The 25,538-nt window shown below is 55.9% G+C and carries 43 protein-coding genes; 5 read left to right on the forward strand and 38 right to left on the reverse strand.

The genetic code is table 11. The features are described 5' to 3' along the window. Positions 1–33: 33 nt before the first annotated feature. The 38 genes from ABYW01_RS00090 to ABYW01_RS00275 form a co-directional block, all read right to left on the reverse strand. A complete protein-coding gene (locus tag ABYW01_RS00090; protein ID WP_372830512.1) occupies positions 34–435 on the reverse strand; it encodes a hypothetical protein in 402 nt (133 codons plus the stop codon). A 12-nt stretch (positions 436–447) separates the two neighbouring features. Continuing rightward, a complete protein-coding gene (locus ABYW01_RS00095; RefSeq protein ID WP_372830513.1) occupies positions 448–2,400 on the reverse strand; it encodes a phage tail protein in 1,953 nt (650 codons plus the stop codon). Further along, entirely contained in the window at positions 2,400–2,951 is a 552-nt protein-coding gene (locus ABYW01_RS00100) for a phage tail protein I (protein ID WP_372830514.1), read from the reverse strand. The genes ABYW01_RS00095 and ABYW01_RS00100 overlap by 1 nt, the downstream gene beginning before the upstream one ends. Further along, positions 2,948–3,790, reverse strand: coding sequence for a baseplate J/gp47 family protein (locus ABYW01_RS00105; protein ID WP_372830515.1), 843 nt, complete (start codon positions 3,788–3,790; stop codon positions 2,948–2,950). The genes ABYW01_RS00100 and ABYW01_RS00105 overlap by 4 nt, the downstream gene beginning before the upstream one ends. After that, the gene (locus tag ABYW01_RS00110; protein ID WP_372830516.1) at positions 3,787–4,140 is read right to left on the reverse strand and encodes a hypothetical protein; all 354 of its coding nucleotides are present in this window, start codon (positions 4,138–4,140) and stop codon (positions 3,787–3,789) included. The genes ABYW01_RS00105 and ABYW01_RS00110 overlap by 4 nt, the downstream gene beginning before the upstream one ends. A 1-nt stretch (position 4,141) precedes the next feature. Next, positions 4,142–4,684 (reverse strand): phage baseplate assembly protein V, encoded by a 543-nt coding sequence (locus ABYW01_RS00115; protein WP_372830517.1) that lies wholly within the window; start codon positions 4,682–4,684, stop codon positions 4,142–4,144. Beyond that, the gene (locus tag ABYW01_RS00120; RefSeq protein WP_372830518.1) at positions 4,671–5,219 is read right to left on the reverse strand and encodes a hypothetical protein; all 549 of its coding nucleotides are present in this window, start codon (positions 5,217–5,219) and stop codon (positions 4,671–4,673) included. Before ABYW01_RS00120 ends, ABYW01_RS00115 begins: the two co-directional genes overlap by 14 nt. Then, the gene (locus ABYW01_RS00125; protein ID WP_372830519.1) at positions 5,206–5,853 is read right to left on the reverse strand and encodes a hypothetical protein; all 648 of its coding nucleotides are present in this window, start codon (positions 5,851–5,853) and stop codon (positions 5,206–5,208) included. Before ABYW01_RS00125 ends, ABYW01_RS00120 begins: the two co-directional genes overlap by 14 nt. Next, positions 5,834–6,202 carry a hypothetical protein gene (locus ABYW01_RS00130; RefSeq protein WP_372830520.1) on the reverse strand — a complete coding sequence of 123 codons (369 nt, stop codon included), beginning with the start codon at positions 6,200–6,202 and terminating at the stop codon, positions 5,834–5,836. The genes ABYW01_RS00125 and ABYW01_RS00130 overlap by 20 nt, the downstream gene beginning before the upstream one ends. Before the next feature lie 8 nt (positions 6,203–6,210). Beyond that, positions 6,211–7,230 (reverse strand): major capsid protein, encoded by a 1,020-nt coding sequence (locus ABYW01_RS00135; protein WP_372830521.1) that lies wholly within the window; start codon positions 7,228–7,230, stop codon positions 6,211–6,213. A 62-nt stretch (positions 7,231–7,292) separates the two neighbouring features. Then, entirely contained in the window at positions 7,293–7,652 is a 360-nt protein-coding gene (locus ABYW01_RS00140; RefSeq protein WP_372830522.1) for a head decoration protein, read from the reverse strand. Positions 7,653–7,688: 36 nt separating this feature from the next. Then, complete coding sequence (locus tag ABYW01_RS00145; protein WP_372830523.1) at positions 7,689–9,071, reverse strand: S49 family peptidase; 1,383 nt, start codon at positions 9,069–9,071, stop codon at positions 7,689–7,691. Beyond that, positions 9,052–10,557 (reverse strand): phage portal protein, encoded by a 1,506-nt coding sequence (locus ABYW01_RS00150; RefSeq protein WP_372830554.1) that lies wholly within the window; start codon positions 10,555–10,557, stop codon positions 9,052–9,054. Before ABYW01_RS00150 ends, ABYW01_RS00145 begins: the two co-directional genes overlap by 20 nt. Beyond that, complete coding sequence (locus tag ABYW01_RS00155) at positions 10,557–10,787, reverse strand: hypothetical protein (protein WP_372830524.1); 231 nt, start codon at positions 10,785–10,787, stop codon at positions 10,557–10,559. The genes ABYW01_RS00150 and ABYW01_RS00155 overlap by 1 nt, the downstream gene beginning before the upstream one ends. A 12-nt stretch (positions 10,788–10,799) precedes the next feature. Continuing rightward, positions 10,800–12,845 (reverse strand): phage terminase large subunit family protein, encoded by a 2,046-nt coding sequence (locus ABYW01_RS00160; protein ID WP_372830525.1) that lies wholly within the window; start codon positions 12,843–12,845, stop codon positions 10,800–10,802. Next, complete coding sequence (locus ABYW01_RS00165; RefSeq protein WP_372830526.1) at positions 12,838–13,350, reverse strand: DUF1441 family protein; 513 nt, start codon at positions 13,348–13,350, stop codon at positions 12,838–12,840. The genes ABYW01_RS00160 and ABYW01_RS00165 overlap by 8 nt, the downstream gene beginning before the upstream one ends. A 12-nt stretch (positions 13,351–13,362) precedes the next feature. Beyond that, the gene (locus ABYW01_RS00170; RefSeq protein ID WP_372830527.1) at positions 13,363–13,794 is read right to left on the reverse strand and encodes a DUF1353 domain-containing protein; all 432 of its coding nucleotides are present in this window, start codon (positions 13,792–13,794) and stop codon (positions 13,363–13,365) included. Beyond that, entirely contained in the window at positions 13,775–14,002 is a 228-nt protein-coding gene (locus ABYW01_RS00175) for a hypothetical protein (RefSeq protein ID WP_372830528.1), read from the reverse strand. Before ABYW01_RS00175 ends, ABYW01_RS00170 begins: the two co-directional genes overlap by 20 nt. Positions 14,003–14,071: 69 nt before the next feature. Beyond that, complete coding sequence (locus ABYW01_RS00180) at positions 14,072–14,608, reverse strand: glycoside hydrolase family 108 protein (protein ID WP_372830529.1); 537 nt, start codon at positions 14,606–14,608, stop codon at positions 14,072–14,074. A 36-nt stretch (positions 14,609–14,644) separates the two neighbouring features. Next, on the reverse strand, positions 14,645–14,767 hold the full coding sequence (locus ABYW01_RS00185) for a hypothetical protein (RefSeq protein WP_372830530.1): 123 nt from the start codon (positions 14,765–14,767) through the stop codon (positions 14,645–14,647). After that, positions 14,767–15,258: a hypothetical protein gene (locus tag ABYW01_RS00190; protein WP_372830531.1), complete on the reverse strand. Its 492-nt coding sequence runs from the start codon at positions 15,256–15,258 to the stop codon at positions 14,767–14,769. Before ABYW01_RS00190 ends, ABYW01_RS00185 begins: the two co-directional genes overlap by 1 nt. Further along, positions 15,255–16,451 carry a hypothetical protein gene (locus ABYW01_RS00195; protein ID WP_372830532.1) on the reverse strand — a complete coding sequence of 399 codons (1,197 nt, stop codon included), beginning with the start codon at positions 16,449–16,451 and terminating at the stop codon, positions 15,255–15,257. The genes ABYW01_RS00190 and ABYW01_RS00195 overlap by 4 nt, the downstream gene beginning before the upstream one ends. After that, positions 16,448–16,711, reverse strand: coding sequence for a hypothetical protein (locus ABYW01_RS00200; RefSeq protein WP_372830533.1), 264 nt, complete (start codon positions 16,709–16,711; stop codon positions 16,448–16,450). Before ABYW01_RS00200 ends, ABYW01_RS00195 begins: the two co-directional genes overlap by 4 nt. Positions 16,712–16,720: 9 nt before the next feature. Further along, entirely contained in the window at positions 16,721–17,008 is a 288-nt protein-coding gene (locus ABYW01_RS00205; protein WP_372830534.1) for a hypothetical protein, read from the reverse strand. A 252-nt stretch (positions 17,009–17,260) separates the two neighbouring features. Beyond that, positions 17,261–17,668 carry a hypothetical protein gene (locus ABYW01_RS00210; RefSeq protein WP_372830535.1) on the reverse strand — a complete coding sequence of 136 codons (408 nt, stop codon included), beginning with the start codon at positions 17,666–17,668 and terminating at the stop codon, positions 17,261–17,263. A 14-nt stretch (positions 17,669–17,682) separates the two neighbouring features. Next, a complete protein-coding gene (locus ABYW01_RS00215) occupies positions 17,683–17,862 on the reverse strand; it encodes a hypothetical protein (RefSeq protein ID WP_372830536.1) in 180 nt (59 codons plus the stop codon). A 141-nt stretch (positions 17,863–18,003) separates the two neighbouring features. Further along, positions 18,004–18,165: a hypothetical protein gene (locus tag ABYW01_RS00220; protein ID WP_372830537.1), complete on the reverse strand. Its 162-nt coding sequence runs from the start codon at positions 18,163–18,165 to the stop codon at positions 18,004–18,006. A 164-nt stretch (positions 18,166–18,329) separates the two neighbouring features. Then, positions 18,330–19,565 (reverse strand): tyrosine-type recombinase/integrase, encoded by a 1,236-nt coding sequence (locus ABYW01_RS00225; protein WP_372830538.1) that lies wholly within the window; start codon positions 19,563–19,565, stop codon positions 18,330–18,332. Positions 19,566–19,696: 131 nt separating this feature from the next. Further along, positions 19,697–19,894, reverse strand: a complete 198-nt coding sequence (locus ABYW01_RS00230) for a hypothetical protein (protein WP_372830539.1) — start codon at positions 19,892–19,894, stop codon at positions 19,697–19,699. 86 nt (positions 19,895–19,980) lie between these two features. Continuing rightward, positions 19,981–20,283 (reverse strand): hypothetical protein, encoded by a 303-nt coding sequence (locus ABYW01_RS00235; protein ID WP_372830540.1) that lies wholly within the window; start codon positions 20,281–20,283, stop codon positions 19,981–19,983. 20 nt (positions 20,284–20,303) lie between these two features. Next, positions 20,304–20,480 carry a hypothetical protein gene (locus ABYW01_RS00240; protein ID WP_372830541.1) on the reverse strand — a complete coding sequence of 59 codons (177 nt, stop codon included), beginning with the start codon at positions 20,478–20,480 and terminating at the stop codon, positions 20,304–20,306. Beyond that, positions 20,473–20,856, reverse strand: a complete 384-nt coding sequence (locus tag ABYW01_RS00245; RefSeq protein ID WP_372830542.1) for a hypothetical protein — start codon at positions 20,854–20,856, stop codon at positions 20,473–20,475. The genes ABYW01_RS00240 and ABYW01_RS00245 overlap by 8 nt, the downstream gene beginning before the upstream one ends. Continuing rightward, complete coding sequence (locus ABYW01_RS00250; protein ID WP_372830543.1) at positions 20,853–21,314, reverse strand: hypothetical protein; 462 nt, start codon at positions 21,312–21,314, stop codon at positions 20,853–20,855. The genes ABYW01_RS00245 and ABYW01_RS00250 overlap by 4 nt, the downstream gene beginning before the upstream one ends. Beyond that, positions 21,314–21,586, reverse strand: a complete 273-nt coding sequence (locus ABYW01_RS00255; protein ID WP_372830544.1) for a hypothetical protein — start codon at positions 21,584–21,586, stop codon at positions 21,314–21,316. The genes ABYW01_RS00250 and ABYW01_RS00255 overlap by 1 nt, the downstream gene beginning before the upstream one ends. A gap of 2 nt (positions 21,587–21,588) precedes the next feature. Beyond that, the gene (locus ABYW01_RS00260) at positions 21,589–21,828 is read right to left on the reverse strand and encodes a hypothetical protein (protein ID WP_372830545.1); all 240 of its coding nucleotides are present in this window, start codon (positions 21,826–21,828) and stop codon (positions 21,589–21,591) included. Continuing rightward, a complete protein-coding gene (locus tag ABYW01_RS00265; protein ID WP_372830546.1) occupies positions 21,825–22,094 on the reverse strand; it encodes a hypothetical protein in 270 nt (89 codons plus the stop codon). Before ABYW01_RS00265 ends, ABYW01_RS00260 begins: the two co-directional genes overlap by 4 nt. 2 nt (positions 22,095–22,096) lie before the next feature. Next, positions 22,097–22,510 carry a hypothetical protein gene (locus ABYW01_RS00270; protein WP_372830547.1) on the reverse strand — a complete coding sequence of 138 codons (414 nt, stop codon included), beginning with the start codon at positions 22,508–22,510 and terminating at the stop codon, positions 22,097–22,099. Beyond that, on the reverse strand, positions 22,510–22,743 hold the full coding sequence (locus tag ABYW01_RS00275; protein ID WP_372830548.1) for a hypothetical protein: 234 nt from the start codon (positions 22,741–22,743) through the stop codon (positions 22,510–22,512). The genes ABYW01_RS00270 and ABYW01_RS00275 overlap by 1 nt, the downstream gene beginning before the upstream one ends. 128 nt (positions 22,744–22,871) lie before the next feature. On the opposite strand from ABYW01_RS00275, the gene ABYW01_RS00280 reads away from it, so the two are divergent. From ABYW01_RS00280 to ABYW01_RS00300, 5 genes are all read left to right on the forward strand, one after another. Beyond that, positions 22,872–23,510 (forward strand): XRE family transcriptional regulator, encoded by a 639-nt coding sequence (locus ABYW01_RS00280; RefSeq protein WP_372830549.1) that lies wholly within the window; start codon positions 22,872–22,874, stop codon positions 23,508–23,510. 93 nt (positions 23,511–23,603) lie between these two features. Further along, positions 23,604–23,867 (forward strand): hypothetical protein, encoded by a 264-nt coding sequence (locus ABYW01_RS00285; protein ID WP_372830550.1) that lies wholly within the window; start codon positions 23,604–23,606, stop codon positions 23,865–23,867. A gap of 12 nt (positions 23,868–23,879) precedes the next feature. Further along, positions 23,880–24,266 carry a hypothetical protein gene (locus tag ABYW01_RS00290; protein WP_372830551.1) on the forward strand — a complete coding sequence of 129 codons (387 nt, stop codon included), beginning with the start codon at positions 23,880–23,882 and terminating at the stop codon, positions 24,264–24,266. A gap of 155 nt (positions 24,267–24,421) precedes the next feature. Continuing rightward, the gene (locus tag ABYW01_RS00295; protein ID WP_372830552.1) at positions 24,422–25,060 is read left to right on the forward strand and encodes a ParA family protein; all 639 of its coding nucleotides are present in this window, start codon (positions 24,422–24,424) and stop codon (positions 25,058–25,060) included. A 4-nt stretch (positions 25,061–25,064) separates the two neighbouring features. Beyond that, the gene (locus ABYW01_RS00300) at positions 25,065–25,355 is read left to right on the forward strand and encodes a hypothetical protein (protein ID WP_372830553.1); all 291 of its coding nucleotides are present in this window, start codon (positions 25,065–25,067) and stop codon (positions 25,353–25,355) included. The last annotated feature ends 183 nt before the right edge of the window (positions 25,356–25,538 follow it).

The following is a 25,538-nucleotide window of genomic DNA, read 5'->3' on the forward strand; positions in this document are numbered from 1 at the left end:
ACCCGTCGAGACGGGTTGTTAAATAGGTTAAGTTTATTGTTCTGCTTTTGACGGCCAGCTATCAAAAATTGACGCCGCGCCCGCTGGCAAATAACCCAGCCGCTCCAGCTCAAAAACCCCCTCTTCCACATCCTCATCATCTTTATCCAGCCCATCCGCCAGGCTAATTTTAATCCAGAGGGCAGATAGATCGGGGTCACTATAACTTTGCGTCAGCATGGCATTTGTCATACCTCCAGCACCCTGACACAACTTTACAAACTGAGTCTTACTGATCGAAAGCGGCTTTTTTTTTGCCGCTAACAATGTGGCCTGAGCGGCCTGACGGTGAGCAAAAACAGCAGCGTCAAACCCATCCCATTCCCCCGCTTTCCAAGCGTTGCCCGTGAGCGGGTTCAAGGCATATTCTTTGCCATCAATAATGTGAACTTCCATTCTTATCATCCATTAGCTAGGGCTGAATTCAGGATAATCCTGAATAAGCACATCAGGCGTTACCGCACGCAATCTTCTGATCTGACTGTAGCCGCTAAACGGCGTGTCACCCGGCGTCTCAGACTGAACAGCGCCGACTTCCATTCCTGAATACCCCAGCATCATGCGGGCGGGCGGAACAATAGAGCTGAAGTACGCCGAATCGCCTGCAGGGATTGCTGAGCCGGTATGATTGATCGCAACCGGGGTAGCCGCAGCTTTGCACGCAAGCTCAGACGAATAGCTCACCAAGCCATACCGAATTGCGCCGCTATCCGTCGCGCACACCACATGGCTATTACCATTAAACAGGTAAAGACTTTCGACGCCATGACCCGCAAATGCCGCCGAACGGGCAACAACAGGAATTGCGCCCGTAGAAAAGTCTGGATTGAGCTTAAGCGCCAGCGCTGAACCCGCATTAGCAAAAACATCAACCGTGCCGTCCGCGTGCGCAGAAAGTTTTATGCAGGGATGAAACGACAGGTGGTCCGCCGCTTGATAGACATGGCGCAACCGAACAGGCACACGCACTTCATCGCCAACGGACGCGGCCGAATAGTCGGCAGAAAACACCACTGTACGAGCAACAATAAACGCGGGTTCAGTAACAACACCTTCATCTAGCACATACTCAAAATCCGTATAGTGAACAATCAAAAACTCCGTAGATGACAGCCCAACCAACGCGGACCGGGCAAAATCCACGGTGGTGCGGGTAGTAGTGGCGACAGCGGCGGACAACACCACACCGCCGACTGAAAATTGATACACACACAGCTCGCCCGCATCATCTATAAACGCAAAATGCCCACCGTCAATACGAAAAAGATCGCCGGAATATTCAATACTACGATCCAAAATAGTGGCCGATTCAACGGCAATTGAATCATCAAGTTTGGCGACCGAAACGACCAATGCCTTGGGCGTTACTGAGCCTATTCGAAACAGTGCGACATAGTAGTGCTTATCAGCGTCCTCGCTCATCCATCGAAGCGCGCAGGGGTTCGCAATATTGTTGCCCGCCGTGCCATCGTTGACTTGAGAAAATGCGGTTTCAGTGATCGATCCGCCATTGAAATCAACAACAAACGCGCCGGTATCATACGCCGTAGGGTCGCTATACGAGTACTGAAGCGCCAGCACCTTTTGCGTGGCCGGAACGGGCGCTATCAGCGGATGATAACCGCCGTTAGATGTTTCATATGCCGTGATCGATTTGTGAGCGCTATGCAAGCGCTGCAGCTCGCCTGCAGCACTATACCCAACAAAACTAAAGTACGACGCGAAACCCGCTTCAGCTACGACCTGAACCGATGCCAGCAAACCGCCCAAATCACACAACTGATAACGCAAATTTGAGGCATAAACACGATTGTCATACGTAGAAAGATCAGCTCTAGAAACAGGTCCCTCTAGATACGCTCGACCGTCTTCGCCAAGCTTGATCGTAGCCCCCGGCGGGATCTGCTGCGCGGCTTCAAGCAAAAACCTGCTAGGATACCCATCGCCGCCCGACTCATGCACCAGGGTAAACGCCTCAGTGGAGCTGACCACCGCAACCAGCCGGACAATCAAAGCGCGAGCATGAACATCAGTATCTGCGGGCTTATCTATTTCGGCATACGGGCCAATCACTAGCACATTCCCAGCAGCATCAATTGCCGCCGCCTCGCGGATTGTATAGCCCCCCGAATCAAAAGGTATTTCAGCTTCAATATAGATATAATTCGGGTTTTTTGAGTTGCGATACACCGCGCGAACAGGCAGCGCATCAACCTGATTAACCAGCGCCGTCTCTGATCCATCAAACACCGGAACCGCCCCGCCGCCATCACCGATGACTATTTGATCAACCTGAATTTTCTCATCAGAAACCGCTGCCGCCGCAATTGCAGCCTCACCGTATTGCGTAGTTAACGCCATTAGACCCCCGATTCTATTACCGCAGGCATCGGCAAAGACTCAGCCACCACGGTATCAATATATGCACAACCCACGTACACCGGCCCGGCATTAGTTGCCTGTACAGCCAGATCATAATGAGCACTTTTTCGTTTAGCGGCGTCAATCACCCGCCGCACCTGATCAAGCCGGGACTGGTCAGGCCAGACATCAATTTCTAGCCGGGCCGAAAATGTACCCGGCAAAGACGGGGGCTTAAATTCGAACCATTCAATTAAATCAACCTGCTCATCAATGGAATCAACCGCAATTTCTACGGCTTGGCGGGTGCCCTTGATTCGATGAATATCAAGACTGGCCGCCACTACTGCGCGCTTTCGCGTCTCAGGCCAATCAGTCGACCACTGATCCACTGACAGCGCCCATGCCAAGTACGGCAGTAAAGGCAGCGGACACGCCGCCGGATTCCACAGGTGCTCGACTGGGGCGCTTATATCATCGAAATGATAAAGCGCCGCCTCCAGATCCCGCTCCAGATCCGATAATGACGAGGGTAAAACGCTATCGCTCATACATACCCCGCTATTGTCACGTTTAATGCGGTGCAATACGGAGCCTGTAACTCAGTCGCCACCACATCACTCCAGCCGATCAGGTCTACCTGCTCGACCCCCTCCACTGTCAATGCCGCATTGACTCCCGACCCAACCGCCCGGCCACGCCTTCGGTGCTGGTAATCCACATACCCCTGCGCGCGCGACTGAGACAAAGACAACAGCTCACCCTCAACCAGCGCAGCACCCTGACGCAGCCATAGCCGAGCCTCAATGCTATAACCGAGTATTTCAGTCGGCTGAACCAGAACCTGGTCAGTAAAGGGCCGAAAGGGCTGTATATAATTATCCACGCGCTGCAGCAATTCAGGCGACGGGGTGCCGTCACCCTCATTCGTCAAGATAGACAATACGACCGACACCGGGGCAGGACTATCAACCCCCACATCCTTAATCAAAGGACTGGCGCTACGACAGTGGAATCTATACGCCTCTTCCGGCCCCGCCACGCTCAACCCCTCCGGCGACAACTGCAACCGGGCGCGATAATTATCGTCAGTTTCGCCTAGCAGCCGCACAACAGGGGAACCATTGGGGTCGCGGTAATACGTCGTGCCGATATGATCAAGATACCCGCCGGACGCATAAGCCAGCATCACCGACTTGGAGCGCTCATTAAAATCCTGGCGGACCAGCAACTCGCGATAACTATTCGCCAGCATCACGCGATACGCAGGATCTGACGGGGATGCGTTTTCTAGCTGGGCGCGGGCAGCATTCGCCAAAACAATCGCATCATATTCCAGCTGATCAACAGCCACCGGATCAGGGAGCTGGTTAATATTTAAATCACTCATACCACTACGCTCCAGGGAACCGGATCAAGATCGACAAATTCACCATCGTATTCACCCGATAAATAAATCTCGATATGATGCGCCTTAACGCGCTGCAAACGCATATTTTTCAACCTAAAGTCTTCCAGCCCATTGGCCGGATTGCTGACCGCCTCCGCCAGCCGGATATATGCCTCCATGTGGAACCGATCATCCACATTATGATCAACCATTTCATGCAAGCGAGAGCCGAAAGCGCGCGCACCTACCAGCGAGCCGAGTTCCGTCGCGAGCACATCAGACAACCGCTGAAATAAGTACGCCAGCCCCGTTATCAGCTTTCCCGTTGAGCGATCCATGCCTGATTTCATATCATTTACCTGCAAAAACCTGATCAGAGGCGTCCGTGTGCGGCTTGTTTGTGAACGGACAAATACTCTCAGCGGTAATAACCCCCGCGCCGCCGTTTAGATAAACACTGCCACCATTCACGCGAACCGGGGCGGCGGTGCTCACCGTAATTTCCCCGATATTCACCACATCCAGGGTGTGTTCTTTGCGGTCATGCGCCACGCTGGAGCCATCACCAAACTCAACCAGGAACAGATCCGGGTTAGTCGACGGGGCTTTATAGCTGTTGGTATAACTGCCGGGGATCACCTCCCCCTGCAGCAGATCGCCGTTGCTGATTACGGTGCAGGCTTCGCCCTCTTCAGGCGGCCACCATACGGACGCTTTCGCGCTGCGCGGTGGCTTCCAGGGCAGCCAGCCCGTTGTCTGCTGATCGCCATAGCGCACCCGCACACGGGGTGGGACAGCGGCCAGATCGATCTCTTCAATCAGACCGCGCACATTCACCAGGGCCAGGCGGCGCTCTAACTCTTCCAGGCGCTGTAAGATTTTATCCAGGCTCATGGTCATCAATCCGGTCATAATCCTGCTTATGCGCCTCGCCAATATTGGGGGCCGCCGACAAATACACCTCTGACGGGGCAAAATCAGGCATTTTCCAGCCTTCGCCGATATGTATTTTTTGGGTCCACTGCACGATCCAGCGTTCGCAGCCATCAGACCCCACAATGGGCACGCCGGGAAACGCTTTAGCTTCGCCTGCGGCCTCCACCGCACGCCCCAGACCCCAAGCATTGCCATCAACCAGGCCCAGCAAGAACAGGGCCATATTGCAGATTTCGCGGCCTACATTGGGAGTTTGAGAACCCAGCACACAATGGGCGATCAGCTCTATGTTGTACGCTTTGCGTCCACCGCTGGCGCGGGCTGATTTTCCAATCTCGACCACTTCCAGCAGGATCGCCGGGGTTTCAATAGGTTCACGGCTCAGCGGCTCATAATCTGAGACGCTCACCGTGGGGAATTGGGTTTTAATGTCGGTGATAACCCGATCAATCAGCTGATCAGGACTGGATAGAACATTGCTATTTTCGCTCATGATTCACCACGTAATTCAGCTCTTGCTCTAACACGGATTCAAACCGATCCTGGCCCCGGCGCTCAAACCGCCGGAAGATTTCAGCCGCTTGTTGCTCCACCGCCACACCCACCCGACGCAACGGAAAACGCCCGCGCTGACTGCTGTCATTCGGTCCGCCGTGATCCAAAAACTTGCCATCGCCTGGGCGACCGCTGCCGCCCCAGGTGGGAAGATCCAACCCCAGATCTGCCGCACGGCTGGCACGAATCCAGACATTCGGTTCCGGGTTATAGACGCTACGATAAAATGCCCCCTTCCAGGAGCGACGGCCCACCGTGACCCCTTTACGGGTTTGACGGGGACGGCCCAGCGCATCCGCCGACAGCGGCAAAGAGCCAAACCACAGGATATGCACTTGCTCGGAGCCTTTGCCCAGCGTGCTAATAGACAGACGGTGTTTAAAGGCTTTTTGTGAAACACCCAGGGCCTGGGCCATTTCGCGGGCTATACGGGTGCGAACCCATTGCAGGGTTTTACGCTGAGCACGGACAGCGGCCTTTTGCAGCTGCGCGGGCGTGGCCTGAATTACCAGGTTGGCCCGCGCAATCTGCTGGGCAAAATTCAGCTCAAGACTAACGCCAGGTACTGCCATTACCGCCACCACTCTCAGCCGGGTTTTCCGGCTTATGCGGCGCAAGGTGCAATAAAATCCCGCCGCTGCCATCACGCGGCGAGCGCGCTGGAAAAAACACCTTTTCGCCTATTTGGACAGTCCAGGCTTTATCAATGCCTGGGCAGTCGGTTTCTACGATGAGTAACGTACGCTGCGGGATCTCGCGGCGGGACTGCGCCCCCCCGCCCTTATAGTGAACCTGGGCGTCCGGGTCGGTATAACTCCCCTTCAGCGCGACGGTTTCACCATTAGGGCCGGTGAGCACAGCGGCGGTATGTGAGACCCGGCGAATGGCGCGCACAGCGGCGCGCGCAAACGGATCAGACATAGATCACCTTACGTTTTGATCTTCAAGCGGCGAATCGCCAGCGGGTTGGTACACACGTTGATCGGGTTAGACTGAAGTTCCAGATCCACGCCTTTGTTGTGTTTCTTGCGCTCTGCACTGGCGTAATACGGCAAGCCCACGGTATTAACCGTCTCTTCGTAGTCCGCCGGAGCAAAGCGAGTCAGGAACAAACCGCGCTTGCCTTCCGGCACCAGCAGTGCCTCGCCCGCCTTCACAAAGCGTTCTTTCTGCCCGTTTGGCTTGGTGACTTCTTCGGTATTTTCTTCCCAGAAAATTTCCTGCCAGTAGATACCCGAACGCACATCATCGCGCAGAGCTGACCCGTTGTTATAGCGATCCATCGCCTTCACGAAGTCGTCATTTTCCTGCAGAAGATCCATAAACTCAGGACTTGCCAGCGCTCGAAACTTCTTCGCTTTCACCCCGGTTTGATGCTTCTCAGAATTACGCTTGGCGGCCTGCAGCTGAGTGCGCAAGACCTTAGAAAAATCAATCGTATCCTGGGCGTCAGCCAGCTTTATATTGAACTTTTCAAACAGATCAACAATCAGATTTCCGTTAGCGCCGTAGATCTTGCCGTACACCGCCCCAAAGCGCAGAAACTCAACAGTCGCCTCCAGGCTCGCGATACCGTCTTCGGTTTTATCAGCAACCAGGGATTCCAGGGATTTCAACTCGTCTTCGTCGTCTTCGTTCTCCCAGCTTTTCATATTCTGCACATCATCCGCGAACACTTCCGCTTCAGCTGGCAAATGAACCGCCTTAAACGTGTGAGTAACAACGTCGCGCTCACCAATGCGCGTACCACTTTCACCGCGCTTTTTCTCAGGGATCAGCATCACCTGACCGTTGCGATACGCGATTTCGATACTGGTGGTACGAATACCCTTTTCTTCAAACCAGCCCAGCTCAGCGATACGCAAACGCGGGAGCTGAATATTGTTAATGATCTTAGTCAGCGTTTTCTTAGTGAAAACCCGTGAATCCAGTGCAGCCTGCACATTCATAGAAAAACCCTTTAATTCGTTAAATCGTTAATTCTTTATCCCGCCAATTCGGCGCGCAGCGATCAGCGGGCGATGACGTAATCCGCCGCTAACTGATCCAGAAACGCCTGCTTTTGCACATCAGTCGCCGCATCTGGGAAGGTCAAAAACTCGCTGTACACCGCAGCCAGGCGCACATGCCCAACCGCAGGCATCGGCGCGTCCGTCGCATCCACGCTACCGAAGACAATAAGCTTCGCTTCATGCGCTTCCGTGGCATCCACCGCCAAATCCAGAAAGGTATAGTTGCCGTTATCCAGCAGTCCCAACACCGCACCAGAGGGGAAAAAACCACCCTCTACAACGACCGATTCGCGGGACAGATCGGGAGATAATTCACTTTTAAGATGCGCGCTCATGCGCTGAGGGGAGTTATGGCTCATGATTCATTCACTCTTAGTTATGCTTGACCGCCTGCGTTAGCGCTGACGGCGGGCCTGATAAACCGAATCGGGATTAAGCGCCGATTTGGTTTCTTCATCTTCAGCGGCTTTTTTACCGTCCGGCACCAGCTGACCATTCACGCGGCTGTTTTCGTCTTCTTCGGCTTTCAGCTCATTGACCAGCTGACCCGCCAACTTGACCGGATCGTTCACATGCGCCAGCAGATCCGGCATCGAATCACCCACGCCCGCCGCGACCAGCACATCTTTCAGGCCCGACGCCTGTTTGATCTGCGTTAATGCGGCCTCTTGAGTCATGCCGTCAACCAACAGCGTGGCCGCCATTTGCGGAAAGCCTGCATCAGTACACGCCGCCAATACCTCTTGGGTGGCCTGTAGCGCCATCAGCGGGGCGTCAGGCCCTAAAGCGGCCCCAATGTGTGATTTCATATCCGGTAACTGATCCAGGGCCGCCACAACCACTTCAGGGTCCAGGGCTTTCAATGCAGTGACGGCACCCGCCACCGCAACCGGCGCAGTGAGCGCCGTTACTTTTGTTCCACCTGCCATTCCATCCACTCCACTCAATTCAGCAATCAATGCTTCAAAACTGCCCAGGCGATCCGCCATACCGGCAGAAACCGCCTTTTCGCCCATCAGGGTTGCACCCTGACCAAACGACTCTAAAACCGTTTCACGCGCCACCGCGCGATACTCAGCCACCTGATCAATAAACAGGTCCGCCAGCTGATCCAGATCCGCCAGCAGCTGGGTCCGCCCTTCTTCACTGGTCGGGTCCAGGCGCTTTTTAGGCGACTGACTGGATACGTACTCGTATCGCGTCACCCCTTCCTCAGTCGCGCGCTTTTCCAGTGTGGCGACAACGCCTATCGAACCCAGCGAGGCGGTCGGACTGATCACCACCTCATCAAAGGCCACCGCCAACCAATAGCCCGCAGACGCACACAGATCGCCCACATAGGCGACTTGACGCTTTCCGCTCTGATTGCTCCGGATCATGGCCGCAAACTCATACACGCCGCTGGGATCGCCGCCCGGCGTATCAAACACCGCCACCAGGGTATGGATTGCCGGATTTTCCAGCGCCGCGTTGTACTCTTTCGCCAGGGTTTCCACCGACGCGCCGCCACAGGCATCCTCAAACAGCGAGGCGTAGCGGCTGATAATGCCGCTGATATGCAGCACGCCCACGCCGTCGCGAACCTCAAGACGCTGCGTGACCGCCTGCCCCTTGCGGGCCGCCACGGCCTGCCTAGAGACTTCGCCAAACCCCTCTTTCAGCGCGGACAAATCAATATCCGTGCTGCCGCGTGAGGCAATATCCGCCATCAGACGCAATACGTTTGCATCCAGTGCCCAGCGCTGACCTAGCAGGTACTCAAACGCTAATTTGCTCATTTCCGGCCCCTGAAGTTGGTGTGTTTGAGGCAGAAAAAACCCCGGTCATATTGCCGGGGTTCTCTACGCCGTTTTCTCGACAGATTCTTTGCCACTGCGCCAGGCGCTGGGCGTTGATCTGCATGTTTTTCTCAATGTCGCGACCATTGTCGGCGGCCTCCGCATCCACATTGGACAGGTTGCCGTCAATCGCACGCTGACGGGCTTTAATGTCCTGCTCAGGGTGCAAGTGCTTAAACGCATCCGGGCGCACATCCACCGCGCGATAAAACCACGGGTTGTCCGCATACCCAGGAGCGTCTAACTTGCCAACCTGAACCGCCGCATCCATCACCCAGCACCAGATCCCAAACATCACCTGAAAACCGGACAAGTTGGTCTGATCGAAACTGACAGACCGATGAAACGGTTGCAGCATGGCGCGCACCAGGCGGTCATTCAGCCCGTTCCAGTCACCGGTCACCATTGGATAGGGGACCTCCTGACCTGCCGCGATCTGCAGCGCCTGCCAGCGCATATAATCGGCGTAGCCCTGGCCGGTGTTATCGCCGTCGAACAGGGTCATCTTTTCACCCAGCAAGCCGCGCAACATGGTCCCGCCTTCGACGGACTCATAACGCGGTGCGGCGTCTGAATCTGGAAACAGCGGATCACCCGTCGCCGGGTCATACTCTGCCGCCTCCGAATCCATCGGGTCGTCATCCTGACGACTCAAAAATCCGGTATAGGGCGCGCGCTCTTTCTTGCGCACCAACTCGGCGTCGTCGTAGTCACGAAAGGTTTTGTCTTTCAGCAGCACCGCCGACGTTGACGGAACACCGCGCACCGCGCCGGGGCGTTCCGGTTTGAAATGGTGGATCACATCCGCTGCGGGGACACGCTCCAACCGGGTTAGGCTGGCGCTGTCTAAGCCGTCGTGTGGGTGATCCAGGTAAAACCAATACGCGACGATACGACGGCGCTTAAACTCCACCCCCTGGATGATGCGGTTACCGTTGGGCAATTTCCGGTTGAGGCTGATTGGGCAAAACTCCCCTTCCAGCAACTCCACCTGCAGCGGCACCGTCAGGCCATCACGCAAGCGGCGGCGAATACGGCGAATAAATATTTCACCGGCTGCCAGGCGCGTCCTAACACAGAGATCAGCTATCGCGGCATCGTTCAGTTGCCCATTCGGGTCCAGCTCAAACCGGGCCATATTCCAGAGCTTGGTGGCGGCATCGGCATACGCCTGCTCAGAACAAGTGCTTAGCAGCGTGAAGCCGCGCCCCACTTCAGCGGTGGTGCGCTGACCAATACCGGAACGCAAAATAGGGCTGTTGCGCTGCCCCGCCCTGGAACGATTCGTTAGAGTTTGCGCGCTGCCCTGATTGATCCGGTTCACCCCGGACGGCGACGCCGCCCAACCATTCGCGCGCGCGCCCTGGGTGGCTCCTTCGTAATCGCGCCCGGAGCTGATCGGGTGGCCGTATTGATTCAAAATCATCAATCAAGCCCCCGGTTGAGCTGGGTCCGTATATGCTGCCCCAGAAAGCTAGAGCGGCGCTTTTTAGCGGGGGTCGCTTGCGCTGCCAGGCTTGCAATAATCAATTTTTCTATACGAAGCAGATCATCCAGATTGCGATACTCAATCAGCTTGCCGTCAACCTGGGCTTTGCCCTCACCCGCCGTGATCAACTCACGGATATTGATCAGGTCTTGATTTGTGTACGCCATGCCATGCCACCCTTAACGCCGACGGCGACGCCGGGGGGCCGCTTGCGCGGTGCCACGGGCGGCCAGATCGGACGCGGTTATAATTTCACTGTTACTGTCATGCGGGGCGGCCCAGCGGGGCGGGCGCTCCCAGTCGATTTTATTCGCGGCTTTTTCCAACACGACGGCCCAGCCGTACACATAATGGTCGGTGGCTTCGTTGCGCACGCTGTTGCTGGATTTGCGCCACTTGCCATCATCGCCGCGCGTTTCAGCGGTCAGCTCATCAAAGAACGCCGACGGCAACCAGTCAGGGAAGTGCATATACCGCCAACCGCGCGTTTCACGCTCCAGCGCCTTACTGAGCATGTTTTTGATACGGTCGGTATGCAGAAACCACACCGGCACATCACCCGCCGCGCTGGTTTTACGATCCTTACGTTTGGAGTTGTCCGGGTAACGCTTTTCGATCAGCTTCGCAGCGTCGGTGCTGGCCCCTTTGACCAGCATTAATTTGCGCTGCAGGCCCAGTTTTTTCAGGCTGCGCCAGTAGGTGTAAGCGTTGTCGGTTACGCCGTCTTCACCGCCGGAGTCACACGCAGTCATCAGCACCGGCATTAAACGATCCGGGTCATCAGCCAGCGGGTAGGCTTTTTGCACCACCTGCTCAGTGAGCAATTCCCAGTCTTCCGGGTATGCGCCGGGATCGATGCGCAAGCGCTCGCCGTCATCATCCGTACGCGCTGACCACTCAATAGAAAAACGATCAATGACCGTGTTTTCCAGCTGCGCACCCCAACCCAGCACCAGGACTTCAAAGCGGGCATTCTTGCCGCCCTGCACATCGACCTGCGCGGTGGTGAAACGCACCCAGGATGGGATCACATGCTGGCCCAGATCGGCCTGACGTTCCTGCAGGCGATCCGCCAGATCCAGATCATGCCCTGGCGCAACCAATGGGCGGCCCTGATCGGTGTTCACCGTGGCTTTCAGATCGTCTAAGTTGCCGGTCAATTCATACTCCCTGGCGGCTGCCAAATATTTGTAAACCAGCTGATTCCAGGTCTGGAATGCAGCGGTCGGGCCTTTCTGCCAGAAACTGGCGTATCGAGTGGGGCGCGGGTCGCCGTGTAGCGTGCCGTTTTGATCCAGGTAACAACCTTCCGGCACCCATAGGCCGCCCAGATTGGCCTGGTATTTAATGTCTTCGAACAGCGCGCAGGCGTTATGCGGGCAGCGCATAAACACTTCAGCGCTGGCGCGGGCCGGGTCTGGTTCGTTGGTGTCATACACTAGGAGATCAAAATCAGCTTCGAAATATTCGCCACAGGTGGGGCATTGCCACATAAACAGGCGGCGATCCCCCTGGTTATAGAGCGATAAAATCCCACGGGTGGGCGGCGCTTCATGCGGCGTTTTAACCCGGTATTTTGGGTCCAGCACGTTAAAGCCCGGCGAGCTTTCCGCTAAAACCATGCCGGACGACATAAACGATTGGGTACGCTTACCTGCCAGGATAAAGCCCGAACCCTCACCACCAATGTCCAGCGGCTGGCGGTCGTAGTCGGTAATTGCCACGTATTTCCAATCGGAACTGGCGAAAATATTCTTTGACGGCCAGCCGATTTTCAGGAAGTTACCGGCCCGAAAAATCTTGTCGTGAACGTTGTTGTCATGCGGGCGCGGGGACAGCTCAGCCCGCACCAGCGGGTTAGCTTCAAATGCACGTTGCAGACGCTTTTTACTGTACTCGCGCGCCTTCTCTTCACTGATCTGAACAATCAGCATGTCAGACGGGTTGTTCACAATGTTGTGACAGGCCCAGCCGTCAACCAGGGACACGGTTTTAGAGGTTCGCGCCGGGCCGACAAAGATCACCGCGTCATAGCGGCGGGACTGTAAGCAGTCCATCGGCTCCCACATGTACGGGGCATCATCCCCGCGCCAGCGCTCCATGCGATCCCCGACCGACACGTGCAGCAGGCGGCGGGCGCTTTGTGACAACGGCTCTCTAATGGGCGGCTTCACCAGGCGGGCAATCTCCCGCCGGATCTCGTTAGTATCTGCGTAACTACCCATCCGCGCGCGCCACTCCTTCCGCCTGCTGAAGCTTGTCGTACAGATCGGCCCGCATATCGTCGGTGCAGCTTTCCAACTCCTCCAGCTGCTCCACTGTGAATTTGCGGGTGCGCTCCATTTTGTCGGTCAGCCCTTCAAAGAAACCCACCACAGATTTCAGCACCACAAGATTAGCCTCCCGATGCTCAACCACCGGCACCAACTGGCCTTTGGTGGTATCCGTCGCCAAGCGATCCTTTTCGCCCGCATACCAGTCTTTACGCATGTTAGGCGGCATCTTTTCCGGGTCATCAGGAATATCAAACTCAGCGGCCTGGTCGGCCTGACAGATCGCCGGGGCGGCATCTTTTAGGGCGTACAGCTTCGACGCGCCTTTGTGACCGACCGGCTCCACCCCGGCGGCCTTCAAGCGCTTACGAATCGTGGCGCGGTCCATTTTGAACGCCTCCGCAAAGCGGGAAATACTCCAGTGATAGGCCGTTTCTATTCCAGTGATTTCAGCCATATCAGCCCCTATCTAAGCGGTTATCGGCTCCGGCCAGGTATGCCAGCCATTCACCCAGCCGCCGCGACCGCAGACACGCACCGCGCGATAAGACGCCTTGCGTTTCCACGGCGTCACGGGATACAGCCCGGCGCACTGCTTAAACAACCCGTCGGCGTAACTGCGCGGCACGCCCAGCAAACCGCCGCCGTGACTGCAAAGCCAGTCATGCAAAATCGCGGCGGTCATTAGCTCGCCGTGGGGCGGCAAGACAGACCACAGAAAACGCGGGATCGACGCAAGGTCCGTGACATATCCCGCCGGGACAATGATCAACTGACCGGCGGCGGTGCGGTACACCATGCGGGCGGTAAGCACCATGCACGGGCGGCCCTCATCGACCCAGGGCGGGGTTGCCCCCGTCCACTGTTTCACATGCGGCCATTCAACGATTTTCGGTTGCATCGTCCACGCCCTGCATTGCATCAACCAGCCCCGCCAGCGCGCACACATTCACCGGGACGGGATAGCCTGCGGCCTTCAGTTTTTCGCGGATCTCTGCGCGATATTCGGGGTCGGTCGAGGCGCAATACGCGGTCGTCAGATCACCAAATTTGTAGTTGCAACCCGCCATCATGCAGACCGCCAACAGTACCAACATCAGCTTTTTCATCGTTTCGTTCTCGCATAAAAATAAAAAAAAGGCGGTCTAGCTAAGACCGCCGAGTGGGTGCGGAGTAAATCAACTAAACGCGCGATTCTGCCAGCCGTTCAAGAACACCGCCTGAGACGGGCGGTGCGACACAATCGCTTTGTAAACTTGCCAGGCGTGGTACTTGATACAGACCAGCAGATGAGCGGGCGGCAAACGGTTGATCGCGGCAAAGGACGCCGGGCCTAGCACGCCGTCTTCCAGCAACCCGGCGTTGAAGTCATTCGCCGCACGCTGAGCGATTAACGCCGCAGTTTTACCGCGCATATTGACGAAGAAATTAAACATTTTCGTCGCTAAAACTTGATCCTGGATCTGCCCTAAATCGTAATGTTCCCAAAAATATTTCAGGTAAAATCCCTGGGCATCCCGGCGCGTCAGCACATCAATATCCGCTTCGCTGACATGGCCGTCGCCATTCACATCGCCCGCCAGATCCGGCAAGCCTTTTAGAAAGCGCAGACTGATCCCGTACGCGGTCGAACCGCCCCGGTCAGCGCGGTGGTTAACGCGCCCGCCTTCGTGCTCCAGCACATCAAGATAAGCCGTATAAAATTCAGATTTCACAGTAAGTCCCTCATGCGGCGCAGGACGCGCCAGCGGTCAGATAGGCAGCGAATCGGTGTAGCGACCCAGCAAGTAATAAGTCAGCCATAAAACCGGCGGAAACACAGAACCTGCAGCTAAGGCCACATAAAAAGAAACAACCAGCAGGCCCCAGTCCATCAGACGCCCCCCAAAGAATTTTCTAGCGCAATATGCGCGACCTCTTTCAGATCAGACAGAGATCGACGGCGGTCCAAATCAACACCCGTTGCAGCCAAGCAATCAGCCTGCAACCGTGCCTTTCCGAGGCCACTGTCTTCGTAGTTAAAATCGATCAGCCGAAAGTGAGGAGTAAGACACATTTCGCCGCCGATACGCTGATCCATGACTATTGGACTATCTGCATCAGGATCGAACAGATATGAGCCGATAGAGACCAAAGCTTGCAATGCTGGCGGAGCGTCAGACTCAGAATCAATCACGACAATCTGAGATTCCGAGATGGCAATGTTGAATTCAGGGCGGGGGCCGTATGTAACAATGAACGCCGGAACAGTATCAGGGCAATAGCTACCGTATCGATACCAAGACGCGAGCGCCGCAGGACGCTGGAAACGAGATACCAGCGAATCAGGCGGATTCGATGCGGGTGCCAGTGTATAACAGTTCATGACTCAGCCCCCTGGGCAATGGGAATTCTTCGGCGGATACTGAGTGACACAGTCGCGCCCCACGCACCTGCGCCCCCTTTGCGCGCCACCTGTATAGTGGGCGCGCTGGCGGTATCGTTATATTCGTAAACGCCGGGCGCGGCAGGATTCGGCGCGGAGGTGAGGCCGTATATTCGCGGCGTATCAACACCCGAATAATCAGAAGTGGTAATCCTAGCCTGATACAATTCGCCAACTTCAAAGACATTCACGGCAAGCGCATTAAACACACCATCGGGCGCATTGATCGTGTAGTCGCTACCGTCAGCAGCCCAATAGCTGCCGACGATAGGATTACGCCAAAGCTCAGCGCCCAACCAAGCCCCGCCTTTTTTCGTATACGCCTGCACGCTGCCATCGGCAGGATTGTAAAGCTGGCCGCCCGTTGTTTCTCTAATATCAGGGGTAAACACTACCGCCACCCCAGTGCTATTTCGCAGATTTAGATACTGAGTTGTTATTACCAGCTCAGAACTCCCTAAACCCACCCAAGAGCCATTTTCTGAAACCTCAACACCAGGCGGCTTCGAAACCCTAACGCGGACTTGAGACCCAAGGTTTAGCGTTGTCCACACGCCCCCTGCATCTAATGAAAGCTCTCCCCCTTCCCACAGTTGCGCCGCTGGCACTTCAAGATCATTCGGAACAAATCCGTCTGATCGACTGAAATCCGAATATTGTCTATGATCAGATCCTGCATGCAGCTCAGCGCAATCATAGACGCCATCCCAGTAAAATCCGCCCAAAGCGGTCGCTAACCGATCAATAACAAAAGCGCCCGTGGACTCACCGTCCGCAACATCAACACCGTTTAAGCGCCCCTTAATGACCGAGCCACGGCGTTCAAATTCGAACAATGAAAGCGCGTGCTCAGAAACCCCCCCTGCCACGCTTCTCACTGACACTCCAGCGCAACGGAAAGTCACAGAATTGTCAGCGTTAACATGCATGTAGCTATCAGAACTTGCGCTCCCGCACAGCATTCTAATTGTGTCGCATCTCGCCACGGCCAAAATAACAATACGAAAATCACCGGGTGCGGTGAATTCAGGAATTAAAACGTGAGTCTCGACGGGAGCACGGAACGCGCGCAGGACGCGAGATAACACCGCCTCCTTAAACGGAGCACCCATACCCAAATCGAACCCCATCATCCGAGCATGATCTCCATCGTGGTCGGCTGCGTAAACGTCCAGGACGTTGCGCCAGGCGGGACACAGGTTACCGTGGCGGGCATTTGGGTTTCAGCAGCAGAAGCATCCCCGATGTAGTACAGCGCAGGCGCGGCCAGACGAATCGCCAGAACCCCGTCAAGCTCCAAAGTAGTGACGTCGGGCCGGATCTCTGACGGCGCAAACGCCTGGATCAACTGGCCGCTGACATGCTTGCGCATTCCTTTACCTTCATCTGACATACACCACCTCTAATCTCGTTTTTGGCCGCGCCAGTTGCGGCGGTCGCGGTACACGTTCCAGCCGAATTGCGCGACGATCACAAAAAAACCGCCCGCTGCCGTAATGTCACCCACTTCCAGGCGCACCGCTGCCAGCTCCACCGGGAAGCGCAACAACGGCACCGATTCCGCCAGCGGCAATTCCGCGCCGGACACCTGGTCGATCAGCCGCGCCGATTCCGCGCGCACTTTATCCACGACGCTCACCCCGGTCACGCCGGTCCCGCCCAGATACGTAATGATCGATCCCTGACGCATGTACGGCTTCCTATAAGCTGACTGATATGTTCAATCCCCGACTAACAGGCATAAAAAAACCCGGCACCAGGGCCGGGTTTTGACAGCAATGCACGTCGCCAGGAAAGCAACTCAACGGTTCAATGTACGCACCAAACCCATCGTGGGGCTAATCTACCCCGTTAATGCCAGCCTGTAAACCCCTTTTGTGTAAATTAACACATTTTGTGTTATTGGCCTTTTTGGTTTTTGTGACGGGTCACGCTCACAGCATCAACTCAGCAGCAAAGCGCGCGGTGTGGTAACAGTCGGACAACCCTTTATGCAGCCCCTGACAGCCGCCCGGCAACGCTTCGCGCAACGGGCACAAGGACCGGCCTCAAGCAAGGCCGCCTGCTGCGCCTGCCAGGCTTCCCAATCCCGGCGCACCAGGGTAAGCAGGTATTCGGTCAATTCATACGGCCCGTCGATCCCGCCGCGCACGGTGCGCAGCTCAACGATCCGCGCGGCTTCAGCCTCACTGCATAAAAAGCGGTGCTCCACCTGCTGCGCCGCTTTCAGCTTGTCGCGGGAGCGTTTTTTACGCCGGTTCTGATCGGCGCGCTTTTTCACCAGCGCGGCCTGGGCGGCGGCTTTATCCGCGACCGCCCCGGCCAGATCCGCCTGGACGTCCGCATCCAAAAAAGACCTCATGCCTAATCCCCCGCCCGAAACAACGCCGGACCCACCCGGCTCATATCGTACAACCCGGCGTTGCGCTCATGCCGCACCGGCTTCAACTTGGCCCGCACCAGCCGGGCGCGCACCGTGTCGCGGCTCAGCTGAAACATGCGGGCGATCTCCGAAATATTCAGGTATCGCAATTCCTGCGCCATAAAACCCCCTTGCTCTGTCTGTTTCGTCGCGCCCCAGCCCTTGGCCTGCCAGGGATTCGCCAGTCACCTGCCTAACCCGGTGGTGATGCGCCATAGAACCGCGAAAATTAGCCGATCCCCGCGAGCCTCGCGCCCGTGGGGTTATTTGGTCTGCTCAGGGTCCCCTTTTATTTCCAGCCGCTTCTGGCTGTGTTCGCGCGCTAACTGCTTGTTTTTACAAAACTTCCACATGATGCCTCTGATCTTTTCTTGGCGATTCATAACGGCCTGCGCAGCCTCAAATTCGCGTCGATCCATCCCCATGATTTACTCCTTATCGATAGAAACCTTCATTTCCCTAGATCCTGCATTCTGACAAGGGATCTAAGGCGTTACGTTTGAAGCCGGATCTCGCGCCTGTCTCGGTGTCAAAAACCGTCCCTTGAGGCGAATAGAGCCACTGGTGACGACGTTTCACCACCCCCGCTTTAGGCGGCGTTTATTTGATGCAGATCGGACAGGTCCAGGGCGGGCAACAGTTGCGCCAGATCCAGGCCGCGACTCGCCAGGTGGTTGTGGTAGTGGGTTAACGCCTGGCGCTTCTGACTCAGCAAATGACTGTGAATATAAGCGGCGTCCAGATCCTTGAGGGCATGATTGAGTAACGCCTCCCCCACAAAGTAATCCACCCCCAGATCGGTCCACACGGTGCGCGCCAGCTTACGCAGATCGTGACTGCTCCATGCCCCTACCGCCCACGGCTTGAACCAGCGCTGTACCGTGCTTTTACTCACCGCCTGACCCCGCACCCCAGGAAACAGGTAATCGCCCTGATAGCCGCGCTTTCGACAATACACCCGGTAGGCGCGCAACAGCTGCAGCACGGGATCAGTGATCGGGATTTGATGCGCCTGGCCGTTCTTGGTCTCAGCGCCAGGGACGGTCAACAGGCGGGACGGCTCATCGATCCAGCGCCAGCGTAAGCGGCGCGTCTCACTGATCCGGGTGCCGTGCAACAACATCAACAGCGGTAACAGGGCCTGATCCGGGGGCGATGCCCCCCAGGCCCGGGCCAGGCGCGACAGATCCTGAATCTGTAAACGGCCTGCACGCGGAGTCACACGGTGACTGACGAAATCCGAAAACACCCAATCAGCCAGGGGGTTATGGCGGATCTTCTGCAGCTGGGTGGCGAGGCGAAAGGCGCGCTTGAGGACGGCCAGCACCTGACGCACCTGGGCCAAGCTGTAGCGGTTCTGCAGCGGCCATAGCAACACCTCATCCAAGCGGTCACGGCTCAGCTGGGAAATCAGCTCATGCTGCAGGGCGGGGGCCAGGTGGCACTTGATCACGCTCTTAGTCGTGGCGCGGCGCGAGGCGGATAACCGGCGGTCTGATTGGATGCGTTCCCCGTACCAGGCCAGCAGCGGGCCGACCTGGTCCCAGTGATCAACCGCCACCGACTGATTGAGCGCCAGGCCCACGACCCGCTCAGGGATCTGCGGCAGCAAACGGGCCGCCAACAGGGACGGCCAGCGCCCGATAAAGGACCAGGCCGACTTGCCGCGATGGCGGACCAGATACCAGCTGCCGCCCTGACGGTCCTTGTGATAGCGGAAGTAGAGCGGCCAGCGCGGGTCCTTGATCTGACGACAGCCCGACGCGGCCAGCTCCCGGATCGCCGCGTCGGATATTTTACGCTCTATGGTCTGAACTCCAGACATGCGCCTGCCTTCCTTGATAGGATGAATTCGTTAAATCGTTATTTAAAGAAGCCCTGAGCGAATGCCAGGGATGTCGCATTAGAGGGCTATAACACCTCTATGACCGGGACCTGCGGCCCGGTATCTCTTTGTTATACGGCGTACTCAATCGCAAATGTCTCGCCAGTCGTAACGTCCCGCCACGCCACATTAATTGGCCTAGTTAGCGGTTCACCGTCATCGTATGTCGCGGCAGTCGGCGGAGTGCCTTTGACTGCTGTCAGGTCTCTACCCATCTCTCTGCGCTCGTTAAGCCAACCATCCAGTTCAGTTTTGTTTAATATTTCCACTGCCATCCCTCCGTATAACAATGCCATGCAGCGGACTAGCGCTCCGCTCTCTGGCGTTCACTCTGCATTGGCCGATGATGGCCGGGTTATTTAGCTACATCCGAGTGATAGCCATCCACGTAAGCCAGGGTTACTTTAAATCGTCCACGGCCTGGGTCGTCACGGTCATAAAACATCTGCGAACGCTCACCCATCGCATCCACACCAACACCCCAAAAGGCGTATTTATGCTCAACGCGGGTAACACGCTTTGCGTCTTCCTTTCCGTGTTCTGCAATCAACTTACCCTGGCAGTGCTCAGCCGAATGCCAACCCTTGAACGGCTCCCAACCGGGATGATCCTCAAACCACAAAACAATGTATTCGCCGTCCTTGTACTTGATCGTCATTTCCACACTCCTGACCTAAATCAATATTCATTTTCTTCAGCGATACGGTTGCGCTTGGCTTCTTCGAAAGCATCCCAATCCGTTGTCTCTTCCAGGGTGATACAGCGATCACACATCACTGAACCGTAGTAATTTGAAAGCCCGGCTTCGTCATCGCTGCAAACGCTGCATTTCGACCACTCCAGCGGCTTAACCATCAACCAACACCCCATCCTTTATCCTCACCCAGATCACCGCGCCGGGCGGGTGGTTGTACCTGATCGGCTCTATAAACCGCTGCGCGCCTTCCATTACCCACGGATAACGCCACTTCGCCAGCAGCGCTGGGTCTGACACCTGGTGTTTATCAAAATCATCCAGAGCGGCGTCAGGGTCTAAGGGCTGCAGGCTATCAACGATTTTCGCTTTGCCAACGACCAGGCCAGAACCCGATTCAGCCAGCGCAATCCACCCGCGTACCCTGGTCCCGCTTGTGCGCAGCTCCCACGGCTTAATCCCCTGGAATATCAGATCCAACCACTGACGCTGTACAATCAGGATTCGGTCTATATCCGCCAGCTTGTCGCCTATCACCTTAAACCCCTTGCTAAATCGTCCTGAACTGCCACCCGCGCCGTTTGAAGCTTGCGGCGGTATGTGCGCAGCGATACGCCCAGGGTGCGCGCACGGGCGTCCTGGTTCATTTGCTCAACCATGCGAGCGCTAACCGACCGAATGACGCCGCGCTTTACCAGGGAGCGGATACCCGCCTGATACTGAAGGCGCAGCACATTAGCCGCTGCTATATCCGCCTCAGATAAGCGCATCACCGCCGCCTCAATCATCGACTCAACCGAATCACGGCCCAGCGGATCGCTGGGACCAGACCCGCCGCCCATCGTTATCGTTTCGCCTGGCTCCAGCGCCATAACCTTCGATTGAAAGCTGGCGGTATTGACGGTCGGCTCGCCGCCAAACTCGCACCAGCGGCCCCAGGCAAACAACAGATCATCTAAGTCTTTATCCGCCTGCGTGCGGATCGGCCTTACCATCAATAAACCTCGCCATCTTTAAAAAACAACAACGCCTCACCGGGTCGCAAATCCACAATCGGAATCCGTGGGATGTTCTTTTGACGGCTTTTATAGAGATAACCTGGACGCCCTACGCGGGGCTTGCGTTCAACCAACCCCTCTTTTGACGCCTTCGATAAGATCCTGGAAACCTGGATTTTTGCTAACCCACAACGGCGCGATACATTCGCCATGATGTACCACGTTTCCGGGTCCATGCTGGACAACACCGTGGTTTCCAATGTGCTCACGTTTAACGCCTCTTAACCAGGGACTGGTTGAACGCACCCAACAAACGCAACCAGGACGCTTTAGCCACCGGACAGGTATCCAGCTTTGCGCGACTATCAATCCCGCAGTACTCACGCACCCGCATAGCGGCCTCTTTTTCGTTGCGACACGGCATACCCTGGCTACGCAAAAACGCCTGGAATCGATCCACTCGACAAACCAGGGCGCAGCCCGTAGACGCACGTACCGGGCGGCGCATCATTCCCCCGCCCCAGGCAGTGCCAGGTTGTATTCATTAATCATTTGTTCTGTCTCTCGCGGGGTCAGATCATAGGTATAAACTTTGTTTTGGCGGGCAATCCGAAGGCGGTTTAACTCCCAGCGGATCAACACCGCGCGCGGGGCGTACAGCTGAGCCAGGCGACTTTTAACGCCCTCGCGGCTTAACTCACCATCTAAGATCTGCTTCCACCACCCCGCCGCCACTTCACGGGCATAGGCGGTTTCGCCCAACGGAATACACGGCATCTTTACAACCCGGCGCGGCGGCGGGCTTCAGATAGCGCCTCCTCAGGCATCAAGAAATGCGGGCGCGGACGAAAAGCGCCCTGATCAGTCACCATTAAATCGTGGCGCTCAATAGGAATTTCCTTAGACGGCGGACCTTCGCAGTTCCACATAAACGCCCCTTTGGCGCGCAATACTTGAGCCTCTTCCATACTCAGAACGTGCATCACCACCTGCAGCTCATCCGCTCGACCGCCGTCGTCCTGCAGAAACTGATTCAGCGCCTCAACGCGACGCTGAGCCATACGGGTCGGATTTCCATCGCACAAACGCGGGTAATTCAAATCCAACACCCGCGCTGTACTAGATGACGCCTGCAGCGCCTTAGCGATCTTTGTACGGCGCGGCGACTCTCCGCCCATCAATCCAATAATCATCAATCCCTACCTTTCACTTTTTTGGTTGCGTGCGGTCGATAGATACCGTTGTAATCCACTGCGCCACCGGTCTTTAAAACAATCATTGCCGCCGATGAGATACGCGGCGCACCCTGCAGGTAATACCAAGACGACACCGTTCGAGCCTCTTCACCCAAAATGCGGGCAGCCCTGGCGATGCGCTCACCTTGGTTTTTTCCTTCCTGCTGATCGACCCAATCCTGAAAATCCACAAAAAGCACTCTTTAACACTTTATGTGTATATTTTTAACACAAAACACAGAGCACGCAAAGCTCTTATTGTGGTTTTGAACACTTTACGTGTATAGTTTTAGAAAATTGCCCGACAGCTAGGAAAACCATGACATCCAAGGCCCAAGATATAGCGAACCGCTTATTTAGCTGCCGCCAACGCCACGGCTGGACCATGAAAGAGACCGCCGCGCGCCTAGACGTAACCCAATCGCGATACAGCAACTGGGAACAAGGAATCAGATCACCAAAACATGAACAGGTAGAAGCGTTAGCCGATCTGTTCAACGTCAATCCTTCGTGGATTATGGGCTGGACAGAACACGCCGGAACCACCCCCGAAAGCGACTACATAACCGCCGACCGGAAAACCATCAACATCGGGGGCGAAGGCGTCACCCTGGATCAAGTGGTCAGCACCACCGCGTTTAGCCCTGAATACATCAGCCAGCGCGGTCTAGACCCCAAAAACCTGATTCAGCTGAAGATCCAAGACGACAGCATGGAGCCGGTCATCTGCGCAGGCGATGAGATACTGATCGACAGAAGTCAAAAGCAGGTCGAACGGCCCGATCTTTTTGCACTGGCTGTGAATGATCGCGTATGGGTACGCCGCATCCGGCCAGAGTTAAACGGCAGCTTTACCCTGACTTGCGAAAACAAAGATCTGTACCCCGACCAGAGCCTGAACACCCTGGATGATTTAAACATTCTGGGCCGCATCTGCCGCATTGCGCGAGACAGATAACGGCCTTAGAAGGTCTTTTTTTCGATTGACTTTTACACTTAAAGTGTAAAATACTTAATAACGAATTAACGAATTACACAAAAGAGCTGATTCATGATCAACGATAACGCGCATTTAACAGTTGTACACTCAGGCACCGGCCTGGCGGTTTCAAAGCCAGTTATCAGCCAGCTCGCAAAAGAGGCGTGCGTGGTATCCAGCGCCCTCGCCGCAATGCAAGCCATGACCACCCTGGCTATCGATAACGGCGAAATGCCCCAGGATCAGGTCGACGCACTCAACGTCCTGCTGGGCGAGATCCACACAAAAACTGACGGACTCACCAACGCGCTACGCGAGATCCAAAGCCAGCTATAACGGACAGCCATCATGAAACAGATCCAGGGAACGGATGTAATCGGCCTACCCGGCCAAAACCTCACAGACACAGAATTGACCGTCCTGGTTGGACTGGCAGACGGCCAGACACCAGGACAAATCAAGCAGGCGCTCCACACCGCCGATGCGAACCAGTTGCACAGCTTAGAACAACGGATTAGGGCTAAGCTTGGCGCACGCACCAAAAGCCACATGATCAGCCGCGCATTTATACTGGGTGTACTGGCACCCCGCGCGCTCTGCTTCATGCTGGCAATTATCTGTACTGCACAGTCTGCAGATAGCGATATGCTAAGACTGCGCAGCCCGCAACGTACCCGCACCACCCGCCAGCTCACCCGCACCATTCGCACCACGCCAGGCGGGCGGGCGGCATAGGGTCTGCACAATTGACAGACCCTTTTCACCGCCCTTGATGGGCGGGCATACCCACTAATTAACGAATTCGTTAATTAACTAATTCTTTACAGACTTTGCCCGCTGCGCTAATCTGCCTCTAACGTTAACGAATTAACGAATTAACGAGGCAACCAATGGCAACTATCGGATTTATCAAACAGAAAGGCGGGGTCGGCTGCTCTACCCTCGCCTTTGCGACCGCCACCGAATACACCCGCGCCACCTGGGACGTATTGGTGGCCGACCTGGACACCAAACAAACCACCTGTTTCAAGCGCCAAGTACGCCGCGCTAACCGCGACTTTGAGCCGCACATCAACGTGCAGGTTTTCCCAACGGTCGACCAGGCTATACGCCAGGCTGATAAGTATGACCTGACCATTCTGGACACTGCGCCACACGCCACCCGCGCCACCGCTCAAGTGGCTGAAGTCGCCGACCTATTGATAATCCCAACCGGCCTAGCCCTGGACGACCTGGAACCGACCGTAAAGCTCGCGCATGAGCTGCGTAAGAACGGCATCAGCCAGGACAAGATCGCCGTGGCCTTTTGCCGAACCAGCGGCAGCGAACGGGAATACCTAGAGGCAAAGGAATATATCGAGGAGGCGGGGTACTACCACTTAGACGGACAGATGCACGAAAAACCAGCATTTCGCATCGCCTCCGACCTGGGCCGCAGCCCGACCGAATCCCAATATAAGGGACCACGCGAACAAGCGATTCAGCTGGTGCAAAGCATCATTGACCGATTTAACCAGATAGCAGGCTAAGACTATGGCAACGCAAGAAAAACCAGGCGCTAAGGTGCCAACACCACCGAAAAAGAAAAAAAGACAGAAAGGCGAGCCGCCAAGCCTTGAGGAAGCCAACCACAACAACATCACCACCACCCCGACCGGGGAACTGGTGCCGATGAATTTCAAAGTGGACGACGATTTTCACAGCGACTACAAGATCACCGCCATCACCAACAAAACCACAATGGTCGGCGTGCTGCGTGAGTCCCTGGAGATTTACAAGAAATACAAAGCAGGGTTATTGATCGACCCAAGCAAGAACGACTAAAAGAAAGGATCAGCCGGGTAAAAGGTCGAAGAGTTACCCGGCTGAGACATATGCAACCAATGGCAATAGGTACACACAATGTCTAACCGCGATTATAGCCGGATCTCAAAAACTCCTCTACTCAACCTGCTTGATATGCCGATCCCGGCAATACTGGAATTCCTGAACAGACACAACCCACAC

It is taken from the genome of Pontibacterium sp., from assembly GCF_041587635.1.
Taxonomy (GTDB): Bacteria; Pseudomonadota; Gammaproteobacteria; order Pseudomonadales; family Balneatricaceae; genus Pontibacterium.